The 16876-nt window shown below is 57.4% G+C and carries 18 protein-coding genes; 3 read left to right on the top strand and 15 right to left on the bottom strand.

Annotated elements, in window-relative coordinates:
* Positions 1-15: 15 nt before the first annotated feature.
* The 11 genes from BG841_RS10035 to BG841_RS16870 all read right to left on the bottom strand — a co-directional run bounded on the left by BG841_RS10035 (position 16) and on the right by BG841_RS16870 (position 12273).
* On the bottom strand, positions 16-552 hold the full coding sequence (locus tag BG841_RS10035) for a phage baseplate assembly protein V (protein WP_070057529.1): 537 nt from the start codon (positions 550-552) through the stop codon (positions 16-18).
* Complete coding sequence (locus BG841_RS10030) at positions 549-1679, bottom strand: hypothetical protein (RefSeq protein ID WP_070057528.1); 1131 nt, start codon at positions 1677-1679, stop codon at positions 549-551. The genes BG841_RS10035 and BG841_RS10030 overlap by 4 nt, the downstream gene beginning before the upstream one ends.
* On the bottom strand, positions 1666-2004 hold the full coding sequence (locus tag BG841_RS10025; protein ID WP_198929180.1) for a hypothetical protein: 339 nt from the start codon (positions 2002-2004) through the stop codon (positions 1666-1668). The genes BG841_RS10030 and BG841_RS10025 overlap by 14 nt, the downstream gene beginning before the upstream one ends.
* Complete coding sequence (locus BG841_RS10020; RefSeq protein ID WP_070057527.1) at positions 2001-2648, bottom strand: hypothetical protein; 648 nt, start codon at positions 2646-2648, stop codon at positions 2001-2003. Before BG841_RS10020 ends, BG841_RS10025 begins: the two co-directional genes overlap by 4 nt.
* Before the next feature lie 110 nt (positions 2649-2758).
* The gene (locus tag BG841_RS10015) at positions 2759-4321 is read right to left on the bottom strand and encodes a DUF4157 domain-containing protein (RefSeq protein ID WP_198929179.1); all 1563 of its coding nucleotides are present in this window, start codon (positions 4319-4321) and stop codon (positions 2759-2761) included.
* Between the two features lie 39 nt (positions 4322-4360).
* A complete protein-coding gene (locus BG841_RS16515) occupies positions 4361-6226 on the bottom strand; it encodes an eCIS core domain-containing protein (RefSeq protein ID WP_141737080.1) in 1866 nt (621 codons plus the stop codon).
* A gap of 78 nt (positions 6227-6304) precedes the next feature.
* Entirely contained in the window at positions 6305-8161 is a 1857-nt protein-coding gene (locus BG841_RS17060) for an OmpA family protein (RefSeq protein WP_198929178.1), read from the bottom strand.
* A 140-nt stretch (positions 8162-8301) separates the two neighbouring features.
* Complete coding sequence (locus tag BG841_RS10000; RefSeq protein ID WP_070057523.1) at positions 8302-8559, bottom strand: hypothetical protein; 258 nt, start codon at positions 8557-8559, stop codon at positions 8302-8304.
* Positions 8556-10631, bottom strand: a complete 2076-nt coding sequence (locus BG841_RS09995) for an ATP-binding protein (RefSeq protein ID WP_070057522.1) — start codon at positions 10629-10631, stop codon at positions 8556-8558. The genes BG841_RS10000 and BG841_RS09995 overlap by 4 nt, the downstream gene beginning before the upstream one ends.
* The gene (locus tag BG841_RS09990; RefSeq protein WP_070057521.1) at positions 10628-11857 is read right to left on the bottom strand and encodes a DUF4255 domain-containing protein; all 1230 of its coding nucleotides are present in this window, start codon (positions 11855-11857) and stop codon (positions 10628-10630) included. The genes BG841_RS09995 and BG841_RS09990 overlap by 4 nt, the downstream gene beginning before the upstream one ends.
* Positions 11854-12273 carry a hypothetical protein gene (locus BG841_RS16870; protein WP_141737079.1) on the bottom strand — a complete coding sequence of 140 codons (420 nt, stop codon included), beginning with the start codon at positions 12271-12273 and terminating at the stop codon, positions 11854-11856. Before BG841_RS16870 ends, BG841_RS09990 begins: the two co-directional genes overlap by 4 nt.
* 3 nt (positions 12274-12276) lie before the next feature.
* On the opposite strand from BG841_RS16870, the gene BG841_RS17055 reads away from it, so the two are divergent.
* Positions 12277-12432 carry a hypothetical protein gene (locus tag BG841_RS17055; RefSeq protein ID WP_158007605.1) on the top strand — a complete coding sequence of 52 codons (156 nt, stop codon included), beginning with the start codon at positions 12277-12279 and terminating at the stop codon, positions 12430-12432.
* A gap of 548 nt (positions 12433-12980) precedes the next feature.
* On the opposite strand, the gene BG841_RS09980 is transcribed toward BG841_RS17055, so the two are convergent.
* Genes BG841_RS09980 through BG841_RS09965 form a run of 4 tightly spaced genes read right to left on the bottom strand, consistent with a single transcriptional unit; the run spans position 12981 to position 16137 of the window.
* Positions 12981-13721: a hypothetical protein gene (locus BG841_RS09980; RefSeq protein ID WP_070057519.1), complete on the bottom strand. Its 741-nt coding sequence runs from the start codon at positions 13719-13721 to the stop codon at positions 12981-12983.
* A gap of 6 nt (positions 13722-13727) precedes the next feature.
* Positions 13728-14255 (bottom strand): phage tail protein, encoded by a 528-nt coding sequence (locus tag BG841_RS09975; RefSeq protein WP_070057518.1) that lies wholly within the window; start codon positions 14253-14255, stop codon positions 13728-13730.
* A gap of 11 nt (positions 14256-14266) precedes the next feature.
* Positions 14267-15838 carry a phage tail sheath family protein gene (locus tag BG841_RS09970; RefSeq protein WP_070057517.1) on the bottom strand — a complete coding sequence of 524 codons (1572 nt, stop codon included), beginning with the start codon at positions 15836-15838 and terminating at the stop codon, positions 14267-14269.
* Between the two features lie 32 nt (positions 15839-15870).
* Positions 15871-16137, bottom strand: a complete 267-nt coding sequence (locus BG841_RS09965) for a hypothetical protein (RefSeq protein WP_070057516.1) — start codon at positions 16135-16137, stop codon at positions 15871-15873.
* Between the two features lie 62 nt (positions 16138-16199).
* Between BG841_RS09965 and BG841_RS09960 the strand changes: the two genes are divergently transcribed.
* Both BG841_RS09960 and BG841_RS09955 read left to right on the top strand, forming a co-directional pair.
* Positions 16200-16403, top strand: a complete 204-nt coding sequence (locus BG841_RS09960; protein WP_070057515.1) for a hypothetical protein — start codon at positions 16200-16202, stop codon at positions 16401-16403.
* Between the two features lie 149 nt (positions 16404-16552).
* Positions 16553-16861, top strand: a complete 309-nt coding sequence (locus BG841_RS09955) for a hypothetical protein (protein ID WP_070057514.1) — start codon at positions 16553-16555, stop codon at positions 16859-16861.
* Positions 16862-16876 lie beyond the last annotated feature (15 nt).

Genomic DNA, 16876 nt, shown 5'->3' with positions numbered 1-16876 from the left:
CTCCCTGACCCTCGGTCAGATAATGACTAATGCGCCATTGTTGATGGTGACCGTCGGCCCGGTCATCACCAGGCTGGCGCCCTTGCCATTCTGGATATAAATGCCGGTGTCATTAACGATCAGCGTTGCCCCCGTGGCGCTCTTCAACATCAGCCCGCCGGTCGGGCCCGGCAAGTCACTGATCACCAGACTGTTCTGCCCTGCCGTCTGGAACACGATGTTGGGTGACACCGGCAGCCCCGCGTGCGCCAGCGGTGGTATATCGGACGACCCGCCCCAGCGACAACCGACCCATATGGGGTAATCGGGATCACCATGCTCAAACTCCACCCACACCCCGGCACCGATGGGCGGCACCATATAAACCCCCATGGCCGGACCGGTGGGCCCCGCCAGCGGTGTGCAGGGCTCGGCCCAGGTTGACGGCACCAGCCCCAGTACATCGGGTATGCTCAGCATCAGGCGGCCGCGCAGCTCGGGATCGATGTTGTTCAACACCGTGGCGCGGTATTTGCCCCAAAATCCCTGTGTTGCATTGGCATCATCGGTCATGGCATCACCACTGGTGTGTTGGAGATCAACCCGTCCCGGGACAGACTGAAATTCTGTTTGTACTCACCCTTTTTGATTTTGTGGGTGACACTGTCGACGTAATAGAGGCCGTCGTAGCTGATGCCCGCACCGCGCACGCCCACCAGGGTCCGGGCACGCAACAACTGCCCGTAGTGCACGACATCCAGGGAGCCACTGCCGCTGATCGCCGTGGAGCTGTTCATCAGGCTGCTGAGAATGTCCCGGGCCGCTTCCTCCGGTTGTAATTGCGCGCCTTTGTTGTGCAGCTCTATCTTTGCCGGTGGCGTTGGCCGCACCCCTAAAGGCGGCTTGGAGATGCTGACATTGGGTACCGGCACAGGGATGGGTATTTTTTTGGTGACCGGATCCAGCACGGTGAAGATTGAAATCTTTTTCGCCAGGCCATCCAGTGAGAAACTCAGCGACTCCACATTGGTGTGGGCGTCCATGTTCACACTCAGGGCCTGTTGTGGCACCGGCACGCTGATGTCCGGGCCGAAATAAGCCGTGTTCTGACCGGGCAAGGGCCCCGGCTCCAGGTAAAATACATAACCGTTCCTGCTGGCCAGACTTTTCAGGAACGCCAGATCGGTGATGCTGGCCTGACTCTCAATCTTGTTGGCCGGGTTTTGAGTAATCAAGGCGATGGGCGGAACGATGTTCGGCACAATCCCAAGGGCAGCATAAGGTGCCAACACCAGCGCCACTTTGGCGCCATCGGACATCCCCGGATAAGGCACCACCTTGTCAACAATATCCATGGCCACAGTCAAATCTTCCCCGGTCACCGTGAGTGTCGATTGACCCGGCTCGTTACTGGGTTGCAACTCCTGTCGGGTGACCAGGCCGTCCATAATCACACTGGGGATGCCGTTAAGCGTCACCATAATGATCACCCGGGTGACGATCGGGTCCAGATAACCCGCTGGCAATAACGCCAGCTGTAACGCCGATTTTTTACCCACGGCAAAGGTCAGCTGAAAGCCGCTGCGCTCCCGGGCGCTGGTCACCTGCACACTTTGCAGCGCCTCGATAACCGGCAGCGGTGCCGGTACCGGCACCGCGGGCCCGATCATCAGGGTGAGAATGGCGTTACTCAACCGCATTGGGCACCTCCGGAATGCCGTCGGGCAAGGTGATGCGCAAGCGCCGGCCAATGACGGCGGTTAACTCCACCGGGTTCATGGCGTTGTTGGCGTCACACACCCGCCAGAACTGCAGCGGGTCACCCAGATACAACGCGGTGATGTTGTCGAGTCGATCGCCTTCCACCACCGGGTGCTCCTGCAACAGCGTGAACCGGTCCGACGCGGGAACAAAGCGGCGTTTTAGATAGACCCGCTCTGTGCCGGAGGCGGTTTCATAGCGCGCCGTCTCGAGATTGTGATAACGACTGGTGGGCGGAAACAACAAGCTCAGTGACGTGTTCATAGTTGTAACCCCGACACAATATTCTCGGCGCTGTTCACCACATTCAGGGTGGCCATCACTTCCTTGGCCAGCTGATGGGCGAGGAACAGACTGTGCCCCGGATGCAGCACGCTGAAATCCTGATAACTCAGCACCGTCAACGACAATTCGACTTTGGCCAGAATCGGGTTTAACAGTGGATCGTAGGCTTCTTCGGTGATGCTGAAACTGCTGATCCGCACCGGCAGAACCCGGTTCGCGCCCCAGGCGAAGAGTACGAAGGGGCCTTCTACGGGCAAGATTTCGATGCTGCCAATGAGCGACAGCACGGTGTTGGCAATTACCGCGGCCGACTTGGGGTACAGCATCATTTCCAGGGCGGACAGGCTGGGGTAAATGCCCATCCCGGTGGCCAGGGGGTTGGCCTCTGCCAGTTGATCGGCGGCGTCTATTTCGACGCTGAGGGTGATGGTTTCCTTAGGCGGTCCGGTCAGGCGCGTGGCCTCGCCCGGGTCGCCGTCACCACCCGCGGCGCGTGCTTCCAGACGGCGGGTCATGGTGCCGGGGTTGTATTGAAACACCACCACGCTGGCCAGTGGATTGACGATATCCACCCCTACCAGAGCGCCTTTGATCAGGCGCGGGGATCCTGGAAAAGTTGTCATGGTGTTCCCCCCTGGCGGTCAGGCCGTTGTTACAGGTTTCCCACTCCAGCAGTTCTGTACCTGCTACTCTCCTTCTATCAATCGAGCCTCACTTCATCGGCGTTGTGGATTTACCGATAATTCCCGTGGTCAAAAAAATCCTGTAAATTTTGATTGCGCCGTATTTGAGCGCTGTTAAGAAGCCATTCCCGGTAGGCCTCTGCAAAGAATTCAACCAGGTTCGCAACGCAATTTTGCAGCGGGCACGTACCGATAGCGTTGATGAACCCCGCGTCCCTTAGCTGTCGGTTATCGTCAATTAATCTCTGGAATCGGACGAGGGCATCGGGATCAATGCAGCTCACCGCGTGCCCGACTTCATGCAATATCACGCCAACATTTCCATTACCCAACACACCCTGAGTAATGTCCATTCGGGAGTTGGCTGCTGCCGGATCGCAAAAATGCTCTGCCCCCGTGACCGTGTCATGGTCGCCCCCTGCAATGGTCAAAAGCTTACGCACCCCCATACCAGACAAAGCATCGTGATCCCTTGCAGGTACGTGTTCCAAAGCATTTCTGAGTACGGCGAGCTCATCAACGGTCCATTCCTCATTGAATATTTCGCTGATAATAGGCCCCAAATTGAAATCAGTTTGCAGGTTTTGTGCGAGCGTCTCGGCTGTATCGGCTGGAGTCTCTGCTGGACCGGATGACGGCGTCGCTGCATCCGACTCTTCGAGGGCGTCCTTTTCATCAATGCTCGTGGGTTGTGCCCCGGCAACGCTGACAAACCGGGCCAGTTGTGCCAGAAACCCGTCCTCCAACTCCGCTTTCAGATCCGGACTTTGTGAGGCAAGCAGGACAACGCGGCGCGCTCGCCTGACTCTAAGTCGACGTAGCGCCAGTATCTTTCCTTCGTCGAGACGCGTGATCCAGCGCATCACCGCCCCACTCCGTTTGAGCCTCAGGGCCCAGCGTTTGAGAATGCCCTCAAAGCGGGAGGCCTTGGCCAACGCCTCACCGCGTTCATCATCGGGAGCCTCTGCGACTCTCTGAATCGTCTCTCGCGACAATCCGACGGACGCTGAGCCCTGCTGTACAGTATGCACCAGCTCATGTGCCAACAACCTTCTCCCGGCAGTTGAACCGGGGTTGTATGATCCGGATTGAAAAACAACATCCTGCCCAACTGTGTAGGCTGTCGCATTCACGGCGTTTGCTGACTCTCCTGCTCTCCAATCGTCGTGAATCCTTACCTGACTGAAATCATGACCAAAGCGCGGCTCCATGTATGCTCTTGTCGCCGAGTCCAGGGCGCGCCCCGAAGAAGCCAGCACTTCTTGCACAATCGCTGGCACGTCAGTTGCTGAGCCCTCGCTTTGGGCGCTGCGCCGTTGCATGACAGGCCTGGCTTGAAGATAGGTATTCCTTTCGCAAGCAACCGGTTGCTGCATACTGACTACCTCATCTGCAACACGATCAGCTTCTGATTCATAGTTGTCATTGGCTGCACCGATGTGCAGTTTGGTCTGCAGCGGTTGCCTGGGCTTTTCATGATTCACACAGGCCGCGCACTCGCCACCGCCCGAGGTATGCTCGCCGCAGGCACACTTGCGTTGCAGTATGCGACCTGCCATCGGAGGCGCTTCGTGCATCCTGCTGCGCATATGGGCAATGCCTTTCTGCGTCATCTCCTGGTCCTCTATTCCAACCAATAGACGTCGACTCCTTTACGGATTGGCGGCATCAGCTTCGGCTTTCCGCACCCTCTCAGTTATGGACCCACAACCAGCCATGATCGTCGCAGCGGTGTGAGGAAGAGTGGCTCCACTGAGGTGGTGCCCTGCTTCATGGGAAAGGGATAGGTTACATGTACTATCTTCAAGTAACGTGTCGCCCGCGGCTGTTCCTCCACCAACCGCATCGACTCCCGCCGAAGCGACCAATTCGAACTCCCACACGAGGAAAACATTCCAGTCTCCGCCCGTACCAAATGCAACTACCTGCTTCCACTCCGGTGCGGCAGTGTTGGCCCCAACAATCTGTGCACCGAGGTTACCGGGTATTTTCGGGGAGTCGATCGTTCCGGTCGTGAACTGAACGTTAGCCTGTCGTTGCCAGACCCTGTTCAATTCCGCTGTCATGGCAGGTACTGATCCCACCGCCCGTGTAGTTGCGTGACTTGGGCTTGCTGGGATGAGCAAGAAAGCCGGACGAGCTGTATCGCTCATAAAATGGTAGTCAACCGTAATGGATCTTTGGTCTTTTACTTCGATTCGTAATGTATCTAGCACCGTAGCGCCTTGCCTGGCTTCAACGGTTGTGTTTCCGTCCGCAACACCCGTCGTTTCTATGCCAGTAGCCGTTGGGCTAACGGTGGCAATTGCTGAGTTTTTTGATACGAATGTGGCTATTGCACCCGCAGGGGTTGTCGTTACATCCGCGATTCTGCGTTCACCCACGGGCACCACCTGAAAATTGGGTGTAACGGAATCGTCGTAGCCGGCAAATCGTTGTGCGGGGGACTCCGAAAAAACGGCGCCAGTCGCTGGTACTGGAGGCGGAGGTGCAGCGAGGAGCGTTACCTTCGTCACTCTATTTGGGCCCAAGCCTGTTGAAAACTGGTCGGTTTCTCCATTAGCGAAAATATCAATAAAAGCAGCATCAATCCCTTGCAACGCTGGATTAGATGGATGTATTAACTCATGAGCAACCGCAAGAGCTCGTTTGCAAGAAAGCGGCCAGTTAGTGCTGGGGGAGCCATCACAACTGGCAAATCCATCTACTCGCACAGCATCAGTACCGCCAGCAAGGTGCCAGTTTTGAACTAAATTCTGTAGAGCAGCTACATCACTTCCACTTAAAGAATCATCTCCAACAGTAAACAGGACATCAAGGGTGGGGCCAAGAGGGGTCGAAGTCGCTATATCACACCCTATCGCAGGAGCTGTGGCAGGATCATTCTCGCAAACATGCGCCCTTTGTATCGCATTTGAATGGCCGTTCCTTTGTTGAACTACGTGCGTTAGTTCGTGTGCAATTAACCGCCGTCCCTCATACGTGCCCGGTGAAAACCTGCCTTTACCAAACACGACATTGTGACCTGCGGTGTAGGCATAGGCACTCACATCGCGGGCAGACTGTTCAGCAGCCGAATCGGAATGGACGCGCACTTGAGAAAAGTCATAGCCGAAACGTTGCCCCATGTCCTGGCGTAACGAGGGTTCCAAAGGCCTGCCGGGACTGGCAAGAACGCGATCAACGCTGGTGGGTGCTCCAGCACCTGGCTGCCCTGTCGGTTGTTCCGTAAGCCTCTGAATACGCGGTGGTGCAGCGCTAACGACAGAACGCCCTGTCATCGCCATTACTTGGTCCGCAACCCGGTCCGCCTCCTGCTCGTAGCGATCATTGGCGGCGCCAATTTTCAGCTTGGTCTGCAACGGTTGCCGGTGCTTTCCCTTGTCTGCACAGGCTGCGCACTGGCCGCCGCCTGGCGTATGCTGGCCACAGGCACACTTGCGTTGCAACACAGACCCTGTGACTGAAGATATGTCGTGCAATCGATTACCTGTGGCTGTAATGACATTGAATTTCATTGTCAGGTCCCAGTTTTCAACAAGTTGGCGCCGACCTTATTTCTCTGCATCAAAGATTTGCTCCTGTTATTGCTTGCCCTATCTTGGATAAAGTAAGACCTGCACCCGGCGATTGCGGTTTTCCTGCGGGCCGGGTGTATAACGCGCCCAGGTCGAGCCCAGCCCAAACGCAGCAATATTCTGTTTTTTAACATCTTTGTCGAGATAGTATTCATTGACGCCTTTGTCGATAAGGTAACGTTTGACCTTGTCGGCGCGTTGCTGTGAGATAGCAAAGGGGTCAGTTTCACCAGCGTCGGCAAAACCACCTACTTCAACAGACCACTTCGATAACCATTTTTTCTCTTTGAACCGCTTCGCAATTTCATCGAGTTGCGCCTTGTGGGCTGCGGTCAGTTCAGCTTTATTGGTTGTGAATCCTTCAAGGATCGCTGCGTAATGCTCTGCGCCTGGTCCGCCGAATGATGACTTTTTGCCTGGCTCTGGCGTGGCGTAAAAACGCTCAACGGCGACATTAAAGTCGGCCGATGGTGTGTCGGTACAATCTTTCTTTTCGCCCCCTTTCACCGTGCCCTTACTCTTGCCTCCAATGACGGTCCATTTCAACGCACCCAGTATTTGTGCGGTTTCTAATACCACCGCCACCGTTTCGAAGCTCTTTGTCTGACCGGGAGACACCGATGGCTGATCGTATAAATAGGCCGTTGGATCGGCGGCGCTGCTGGGGGCATTTTTATACTTGCCAGGCGCCGATTCAGGAATCCATTTCTTATCTTTACCTGAAAAGTCGGCACCGTAGAACGGATCGAAGGGTCTGTTTTGGCCAATATCGAGTAAGGCGGTGCTATCATCAGTCGATGCAGTCCGCTTCGAAAGCACTGTTTGCAGAAAGGTGATGGTTTTGTTTTGATCGGCCTTTTTGGGGGTGAACATAATCTGGACCCGCGCCGAGGCCTCACCCTTGAAGCCATCGGGGTATTTCATTGGAATCAACCACCAATCCATCGTGCCCTCTTTTAATGTTTTTGGGCCTTGATGGGTCCGGGATACAAGACGCTCACGTCTTATTTCAGCCCGGGGACGTTCCTGCTCGAGACAATCAAGCATCGGTTCCAGTTGATCTGATGAAAGTGATTCACTCAGGGTTTTGAGCAGCTTTTCGGCTTCATGGATACCGGCAAGTGACAGGCTTGCAGGATCTTTTTGGCACTGAGTTACACGAATGGCAACGATGACTTTATCGCTGGCTAAGGTACCCGGAGCAAGATAGCCAAGCAGGCCATGAAAATATCCTCGCTGAAACACCCCCGACAATACTCGGAGCAGGTAAGGTAACGAGTGTTGATTAAGTATATTGAAGGCTTTGTCGACGTTGCTGACCCCGGCAATATCACTTGTCTCCTCCATCGCCTTGATCACTGAATCAACGACACCGGCTACATCAGTGTCCTCGCCATCATTTTCTTTACGTTGAATAAGCTGAGGTACCGCTGATTCGCTCTGCATATCCGTGTCCCAATGTAACGGCGCCGATCTCCTATAACTTGCCCCCCATGTTGTCTGTTCAGATGGCGTCATCTGTAACGCCTTGGCTCCCATCACATCCGCTTCTCGTTCCAAGCTGTTATCATCATTAATCGACACACCTCTCGCCTGCAGCGTCGGTTTCACACGCCCCTGCTTCTGTTGCACGGTATGCCAACCTTCATGCGGAAGGTGATTCTCATAACCAGATCTCACGTAGATGTCCTGCCCCTGGGTATAAGCCAACGCATTGAATTGCGCCGGTTTGGAAGAGTTGACATGAACGCGAACTCCAGAGAGATCTCTTCCCGACAACGCCTCTAGTCCCGCCTTGAGCAAATCAGGCATACCGGTTCGATTCTTCGATGACGGCGCGTCGGGTGGAAATCGAGTTGGAGCAGAATTGGCCATTAATTTTCCGTTGGAACACGAACCACACTTCTCACTCGCCGTAATATGATTTCCACAGGCACACCTGCGCTGTAAAATTCCGCCAGCCCGTGAATCACTGGCTGGCGCTGCAATTTTTTCTGGGGCCCAACGTTCCAAATTCATCTCCCAATACCTCGATAAACAGCATCGCCAATTTGCCGGCCCAGGCTGGCCACCCCCTCGCTGTGTTGCATTGCAATTGACCCACCGCTAACGGCGGCGCGACTCTCTCCCGACAGCATCCCGGGGCCAACGCCCTGAGCGACTATTTGCTGCCGCAACGCCGCTACCACGGCCGCCGTCAATGCGTCGCTCTGCTGTGGCTGAATGCCGACGTCGTCCACGATCAGGCGCTCGATGTGTAAATTGATGTTCACAGCACCACCCCCGTCGGTCCCTGCCAGCGAAAATCCGACTCTTTGGCGGGCCGTTCCAGTTTTTGGTATTCGGTGCGCGCAGCATTCAGAATCAGCGGCATGGTGATCTGGCCGCCGTGCTGTGCCGCCAGAAATGCGGCGTTCAGGGCCACGTTGTGAATATTGCCGCCGGTCAGGCTCAGTTTGGCCAGACGCTGAAAATCGAGGTGGTCACTGACCGGCGTTTGCGGTGGAAACACCTTCTGCCAGATTTCGGCCCGTTGTTCGATACCCGGAAACGGGAAATCCACGATAAAACGCAGCCGTCGCACAAAGGCTTTATCGAGGGCGTTTTTCATGTTGGTGGCCAGAATCGCCAGGCCCCGGTAGCCTTCCATCCGCTGTAACAAATAATTGATTTCGATATTGGCGTAACGGTCGTGGCTGTCCTTCACTTCGCTGCGTTTGCCAAACAGAGCGTCGGCTTCGTCAAACAGCAGAATCGCACCGCTGTCTTCGGCGCCATCAAATAACTTGCGCAGGTTCTTTTCGGTCTCGCCGATGTACTTGCTGACCACGGACGACAAATCGATCCGGTACAGATCCAGTGCCAGCGCATTGGCGATCACCTCCGCGGCCATGGTTTTACCGGTGCCGCTGTCGCCGGCAAACAAGGCGTTGATGCCCAGTCCCCGGTTCATCTGCTCGCGAAAACCCCAGTCTTCGTAGACCCGGTTACGCTGGGCCACCTGGTCGGTAATTTGCTGCAGCAGGGCCTTTTGTTCTGCTGGTAACACCAGGTGGTCCCAGTCGGCTTTGGCATCGATCCGTTGTGCGAGTTGCTCCATGCCAGCGCGCGCCGCCAGGCGACACGCCTGCCATAATTCACCCGTGGCGGCGCTATCGCCGGCGTCGGTTTGGTTCGTTGCCGCCGTGGCAAGACGTTGGATCTCAGCTTGTGTGAAGGAAAACTGCTCCGCGAGACGCCGTGACTGGTGCTGCTGGCCCTGCAGCGCCTGATGCCAGAGCTGTTGCTGTTCTTGCGGCGTGGGTTTGTTGATTTCAAAGGCTATCCCGTGGCGAGCGGTGGGTGTGCCGGCTTCTTCCACATCAACAAAAATGAGACCGCTGCTGCGTTCCAGAAAGCGCTTGAGCAACGCTGGTTCGGCTCCGGATCCGACAACATACAAAGCCAGCGGCATCAACCGGGATTCCCGCTCCCACAGGCGCACAAAGGTTTCAAAATCTCCGGTTTGGCCGGGGATGTTTTTCTGGTCGATGGCAAACAGATTGAGCGCCAGCGACGCCGTTACCCGGGCAGCGATCATCTGCTTGCTCGCGGTGTCATGCCCCAACAGTTCGATCACCGGGGGGCGGGGCTGGCCGTTGCTGGCCTTTAAGCCGCCGACGATTTGATCGACCACCTGCCGCTGGGAGGGCGGCAATTCATCCGGGTCTGACTGCAGCACAATCGAGTCGAGTAACGGTGCCAGCCGGTCGTCCAGGTAGTTGAGCCCCTTGAGGTAATTCACGATGCGTTCGTCGGTGCCCAGCGTGGCGCTGGTCAAGGGTTGGCTGCCGGGCTGGTTGATTTCCAGCACGCGCCAGTAGCGCAACGGGGCATTCGGTGCCAGGGCATGCCAGTCGGGGTCGTCGAATAATGTAAAGGCCAGGGCAAACGTGGGGAAGTGTTTAGTGCCGTCATTTTGAGCTTTGGCACACAGATCGGCTATGCCGGTGTCCAGCTCCATGGCGGCGCACAGCGCCAACACTTCCCGGTCGAATGTGGACAAACCCAGCGCGTTGGCTAACAACGTCAACGCCGGCGGAGGCTCTGCGGCTTCGAGCTTGTGCATGGCCTCGTACGCCTGTGCCACCTGCTCGTCGTCGCTGTCCGCAGAGGGGCCGGGCAGCCGTATGGTATCGCCGCCTTTATTGCGTCTGAACCAGCCGGCGGCCCCTTTTGGCGACGCGTCGGATGGCGCGACGGCTGTCGACTCCGGTACCAGCCGCAACAATTTGAGGCGCAACCAGGCCACCGTTGCCGCCAGGTAACGCTCATTGAGCTCGAGCCAATCGGTCTGGGCACTCATGTGATGGTCACCTGCTGATTGGTTGCAAATTGCGGCGTCGCTGCGGAGAAATCGACCGGAATACTGTCCACTCCGTCCACCCTGAGGCGCACCACATAGGGCGTGGCCCGTGCAACCGCGTTACGGACCGTAAAGGTGAGCGTGCTGGTGGCGGTCGGATCTGCGGGCGTCACCACAGCGTCGGGCGCGACAATTTGATCGCTGAATAACAACGCCACCGGTTGATCGGTTTTTATCTGCGGCAGGCACTCGATACTCAGCACCACATCGCCGGCGGGCGCCGTGGTTGGGGTAAGGGTCTCGATTTGTGGCGACAATGGCATGGACAGCGGATTGCTTAACCAGGCCGGCGTGTCCGGGAATTGCTTTACCAGGTTGAGAGTGTAAAACCCCGCCGGCCAGTTGAAGCCCAGTTGTGCATCGTCGGCCAGTGCGGGCAGTTGTACGTCCATTTCTGTTTCATTGAACCCGGCTTGCGGCTGAATCTCGATCGGATCGGCTAACCGAGGGTGCAGCAGGCGCACGCGGGTATGCTCGGTGCTTAGCTGCTCGCCGAGCAAGGTAATGATGTCACCCAGTTCCGCGCCTGGCTTTTGGTTTGCGTAGCGCACCCCACTGAGCAATGCAGATGGCTCAGGCACGACATCCACGCCCTGATCCTGCTCGCCTCTGGTCAATACCGGCAACGGCGCCCGGCCAGCCCGGGTGCTTTCGATCAACACCACCGATACTTCATAACCAGTGGACAGCCGGTATTCGGCGGACTGAAAACTGGCCCAGAGTTTGGACATGTCGTCCAGCGTCAGGACATCCGGGGTGATGCGGATGCGCTCAATTTGCTGATGCAGATTGGAGTCCGGGATGATGCCGACAATGTCCGTCGGGCCGAGCAACGGATGATCGTGCAGCAGGCTCATCGCCTGCCCCATGAGTTGCTGCCCGGAAATATCGTCGTCGTTGGCGCCGTAGGCGGTAATCAAATACCTCAGCACCAACGGCATTGGCGGGTAAGCGTGTTCACCGTGACGGGTCTCGCCGGGCATGGGCGCATTGCTGAACGCGGTGTTGTAATAAGTGCTGTACAAAAAGATATTGAGTTGCTCACCGTTGCCGCCGTTACGGGCGGTACTGGGAGGCTGCGTGGTCACCGCAGCCCCGGGCACCACATTGGCCAGCAGGTGCTGCAGGGTCGCAGTCACCGTGGCCATCGCCGCCGGTGTACTCATGCTGGCCCCCTGCGGTCACGCTGTTGGAGATAGGCCTCCAGAGTCATCACCCCACTCGGCCGGTGGCGGGCTTGCGCCGGTTTGTCCGCTTTGTCCTGAATCGCGCGGACTTCGACCCGGCCAATGGTGACGTTGACCACGGGTTCGGACTGCGCCCGCTGGTTGCGCTCCCGCCAGCGGTTACCAAGCTCGCTCTGAATGGCAGCCAACCAGTCCGGTATCTGTAACGCGCCCGTTGCCTCCCGTTGCTGAGTGGTCTCGGCGGTCGCCGGTGTGGGCGGTGGCATCGGGCGGTGGCCCAAGGTTCCAGGGTCGGACGCATCTGCGGTATCGGGGATTACCCGGTTGTCAGCAGGTGTGAGCGTTGTTGGCGGCTCGCCGGCAGGCACCGGCTGATCCATTGAAGCGGGCAGCACAGCTTGCGCCGATTGGCTGAAGTCGCCAGTTTCAGGGCGGTCTGGAACCGCGCCTGGAATGGTGATGGCTGGCCGGGGCTCAAGCGGACTTTGGTGGCCGGCGGTGTGCGTTTGCCGGCGATTGAACGCTTGCAGAAGGGTTGCAATGCGCTGGCTTAATTCATCGCTAGCCTGCGCTTGAGGTTGGCGGTGTGGTGGCGGGGCGGGCTCCTGGTTCATAGCCCTGCGCGCCCCAGTGGACGGGGCACCCTGCGGAAAGCTCTGAGGGGCAACGACGCCGGGCGTTATTGCCTCACTCGCTGCGTGGTCGCCATCCGCCTTTGTTGGACCTGCTTGTTGTGGTACCGGCTGTTGTTTCGCTGGTTTGTGAGCGGGTTGCGGCTCAACTGGTTGTTGAGCCACGACAGGTGGCGCCGCCCCCCTGTGCCCCTGGATGCCCTCGTTCCATTCACGAGCTGCTCCCCGGTCGCCGCCAATGGTCGCAGACCGGGCCACTGTTGGTGAATCCGTTTCCGGCTGCGCTGCTGCAGCGCGAAGAAGCTGGTCATCGCGCCCCTCGTGAGTCTGAACAAACGTCTCAAGATCGTTTTCGAAGCGCGCTTGCGGTCGCGGTTGCACCATGTAGCTTTCCGGCAGACCGGGAGTGCCCGCCCGCTGGCTTGCCGATCCCAGCTGCTGCCGTCGCAGTACATTGTGCAGAAAAGTCATCATCGCGCCACCATCCCCAGATACAGTTGCCGGCGCACCGGACTGAGGTTGAGAATGTCCCGTTCACTCCACCCATAGGCCGCCGCCAACCGGCAGACCATGTGCAGCATCCGCTCTGCCCAGCCGTTGACTTCCGCCCAAAGAAAACTGGCAATATCAAACAGCGCACACCAATGGTGCGCACACTCCGGACAGGTCAGATCAGTACGAATGTCCGCCTGTGGATCTAACGCCTCCATCCGCTCGGCCAGCGCCTGAACAACCCCTTCGGGTAATGGTGCATTGGCGCAATTTACGCCGTCCTGTTCGATCTCAATCACGCAACGCAACAGCAGCTGTTGGACGGCGTCTTCGGCGCCCCCGGCGTTGGCGGCAGCGGCGACATCAAGGCTGTTGGGCAAGCGAAACCGCAGCTGGTAGCCCTCCGTTTGCAACTCAAACCCGCCGGCTTTGCAGTCGGCCCGGTCTGTGTCAACAAGCAAATCGGCAATGCAGCTCTGCCATTCGAGACGTTCGTTGCATTGCGGGCAGACTGCGGTATTGGACAGCTGCTGCCCGAACAGGCGTGCCCGCAGCTGCAGCAACCGCGAATCCCGCTCCCCGATGCTCAAGGTTGCCAACGTGTCGGGCGAGCAATCCGGACAAGCCACCGCCAGCAACATCAGTGCCCGTTGCAGCAAGGGCTGATTCAGGCCCTGCTCCCATACGTTGAGTAACTGCTCTGCCCCCGGGGTTATCATCGCGGCTCACCCTTCTGGCTCGGTGAACTCAGGCTCGGTGGGTTCAGGCACTTCGTAATCCCTTTCCCAACCCTCGTTTTCCAGTTTCAATGTTTGGATAGCGACCGCGTTAGCACTGGCATCCAGCTCTGGAAGTGCCTGATATTCTGACACCCAACAGCGAAACACCTTATAGGCAATGACCAGCTGGCCGGCCTCGTTGTACATTTCGATGATGAGGTCTTTACGGAAATCCTTGAGCGACACTTCGGCTCCCAACCCGGAGCCAAAATTCCACACCTTGTTGGCCCACTTCTCAAATTCTGGGTCATGGGTCACCCCCCGCTCCAGGGTGATTGCCTCGTATTTCGACTGCCCGGGGGACTTGCGCACGGTGCTGGGGTCACCGCCTTCCCGGTGTTCCACCATTTCGGTGGTGCGTTTGAGTGCGCCGACCTTGCTGACACCGGCGACAAACCGGCCGTCCCATTTCACGCGAAACTTGAAGTTTTTGTAGGGATCAAATCGTTGTGGATTGACACTGAACTGGGCCATGGTCTTCTCCTTTAAACCTCAAGTTCGCCAGCAATCTGCTGGAGCTTGATAATCACGAATTCGGCCGGCTTTAACGGCGCGAAACCCACCACGATGTTGACGATGCCCCGGTCAATATCGTTCTGCGGGGTGGTTTCTTTATCGCATTTAACGAAATAGGCCTGCCGCGGTGTGGTGCCCTGAAAGGCGCCCTGGCGAAACAGGTTATGCATGAACGCACCCACGTTCAGACGGATCTGCGCCCAGAGGGGCTCGTCATTGGGCTCGAACACCACCCATTGGGTGCCCCGGTACAGGCTTTCCTCGATAAACAGCGCCAGACGACGCACCGGAATGTACTTGTACTCGTCGGCCAGAATGTCGGCGCCGCGCAAGGTGCGTGCGCCCCAGACAATTCGGCCAATCACCGGAAAGGCCCGCAAGCAGTTGATCCCCAGAGGATTGAGTTGACCGTTTTCGGCGTTATTCAGTTTCACCGACAGCTCGGGCACACCCCGCAAGGTGGCCTCAAGACCCGCTGGCGCTTTCCATACCCCACGCTGGGTGTCGGTGCGCGCCATCACCCCGGCCACGGCACCGCAGGGTACAAACTCTTCCACCTGATTGCCCCGCAACGGATTGGGTTGTCTGAGGCGCGGAAAAAACAGCGCGGCATTTTTACTTTTGGTGGCGACGGCGTCGAGGCCGGCAATGGCATCACTGGGCTCGCTCCAGCCACTGGGTGAGTCCACCAATAGCAGAGCGCGCTCGTCGACACAGAGCGTTATGGCCGCATCCACCAGGCCTGCGGGGTAGTCCCCACTGCCGCCTTCGGGTGGCAGGCACAGCAGGTTGAATAAATCCACCTGCTTCAGCACATAAAGGCCCTGTTTGGCCGTGCTCAAGCCGGCACCGGTGTAATCGTCGATCTGCAACGCGGCACCGTCCGATGCCTCGGTGGTTACCACATAGTTGGTGGCGGGTTCGTTGTCGCCAAAAGGGTCTTCACCGGGTTGCGGATCGGCGCTGGCCGCAGGCCGGTTTTCCGCAAGTGCGCCATTCGTGCGCATTAAATCCGATTGCTGGGCTAACACATTGTCGATGCGCCGCGGACCGTCAGCCACGGATACGTTGAGGTAGCGCTCGGTATTGCCTGTCTTGGTATCACGGATGGTGAGATTGAACAGGTCAGTCTCCGCAAGCCCCTGCGCGGCCGCCACTTCAGCCGATACATCAAAATCAATCCGCACTCGCAAGGTGTTGCCCCAGGCGCCTTCATAGGCGGCCTGCAGCTGCAACGTGTCTGCGACGAGCAAGGCGTTCGCCGCAGCATCGTCGGCCCGGTACAGGCGACCGATAATTGCCTGGCTACCTCCGTTGAGGAAATAGTCCCTGACCGCAAAACTCATGGCGCTGTTGAGATCCAGACCGCCAAACACGCGCTCGTAGTCGGGAAAACTGTTAATGGTCGTGGCTACATTGACCGGCCCACGTTTTGCCCGGCCGATGAATGCGGTAATGGACGTAGCAACTCCGGTGATGGTGCGCACACCGCTGGGAATTTCTTCGACATAGACGCCGGGGTATGTGGGGGATACAGGCATGATATTTACTCCTGTTAATCGGAAAGATCCGCCTATTGCTCGTTTTTGCGCGACGGCTTAACGCGAAAGTACAGATGGTCACCGCTGCGGCTGGCTTTGCGCTCGACGAGCGATTCCGCCACCAGATAATCCAGCGCCTGGCGCACCAGGAACGCCGACTCTTCAAGTCGCTGCCGTGGCAACCACCATTTGGTAATACCTTCGGCTGTATCAACTCCGTCGGGATGAGCACCAAGATAGCGCTTGATTTCATTAGCGACGCGCAACACTTCAGTATCATCACGCCTGTAATTCGACATAAGGTTTACCTTTAGTTGTCAGAGCCGAACGCGTAGCTGATAGCCCGGACAACACAAGATTCATGCCAGCCAACAGGCTGCTGATTATTAAAGGTAATTTTCTTTTCATGACGAAAAACCGGGTAAGAAACAACCCACATCCCGAGGCCAATGCAGGTGTTTTTATTTTTATCAGCAGTGTTTTTACGGCAGTACGCGGGATTGCGCTGTGGTGGGTGTGGGGGTGGGTTGCGTTTTTAACGCTTGCGCCATTCTTTACCCAGTGAGCATTTGTTCAGCGTCGTCGGTATCGTCATCTTGCGGGTGTGGCAATATACTAAACTGGCGTTGGCTGACTCCGGGAAGCGCCGTCATAAATCTCTGCGCAGACGCAGCCAATGCATAACGCCAATGTAATGCGACAAGAGGGGCGGACATGTCACCACGACACCCGGGGGTCTCCGCGGCCCCCAATCGTTGCGAAATAAAGCTGAGAGTTGTATCCGTCACCTGTAGCGAGCGATTTCCTGACAAGCAGGAACTGGTCTTTGAGTTACTGGCAGCCCGGCCCATTGAAGGTCCGGATTTCGCCACTCAACGGATTGGCCAAAGTGTCAATGGTTTTACCTTTGACACCTCCGTCACCCTCACTGCCGGCGTTCTCGCCAATGCAGAGGCCGAATATTTAGGCGGAGCACGCCAGGGCAGCTTTCAGCTCTCCAATCTGAAGGCCTCTACTCCCTGAAGCTCCCGCTCCAGC

It is taken from the genome of Marinobacter sp. X15-166B, assembly GCF_001752365.1.
In the GTDB taxonomy this organism is placed as follows: domain Bacteria; phylum Pseudomonadota; class Gammaproteobacteria; order Pseudomonadales; family Oleiphilaceae; genus Marinobacter.
The sequence above is the reverse complement of the archived record's forward strand: the minus strand, read 5'-3'. Positions and strand labels throughout refer to the sequence as shown.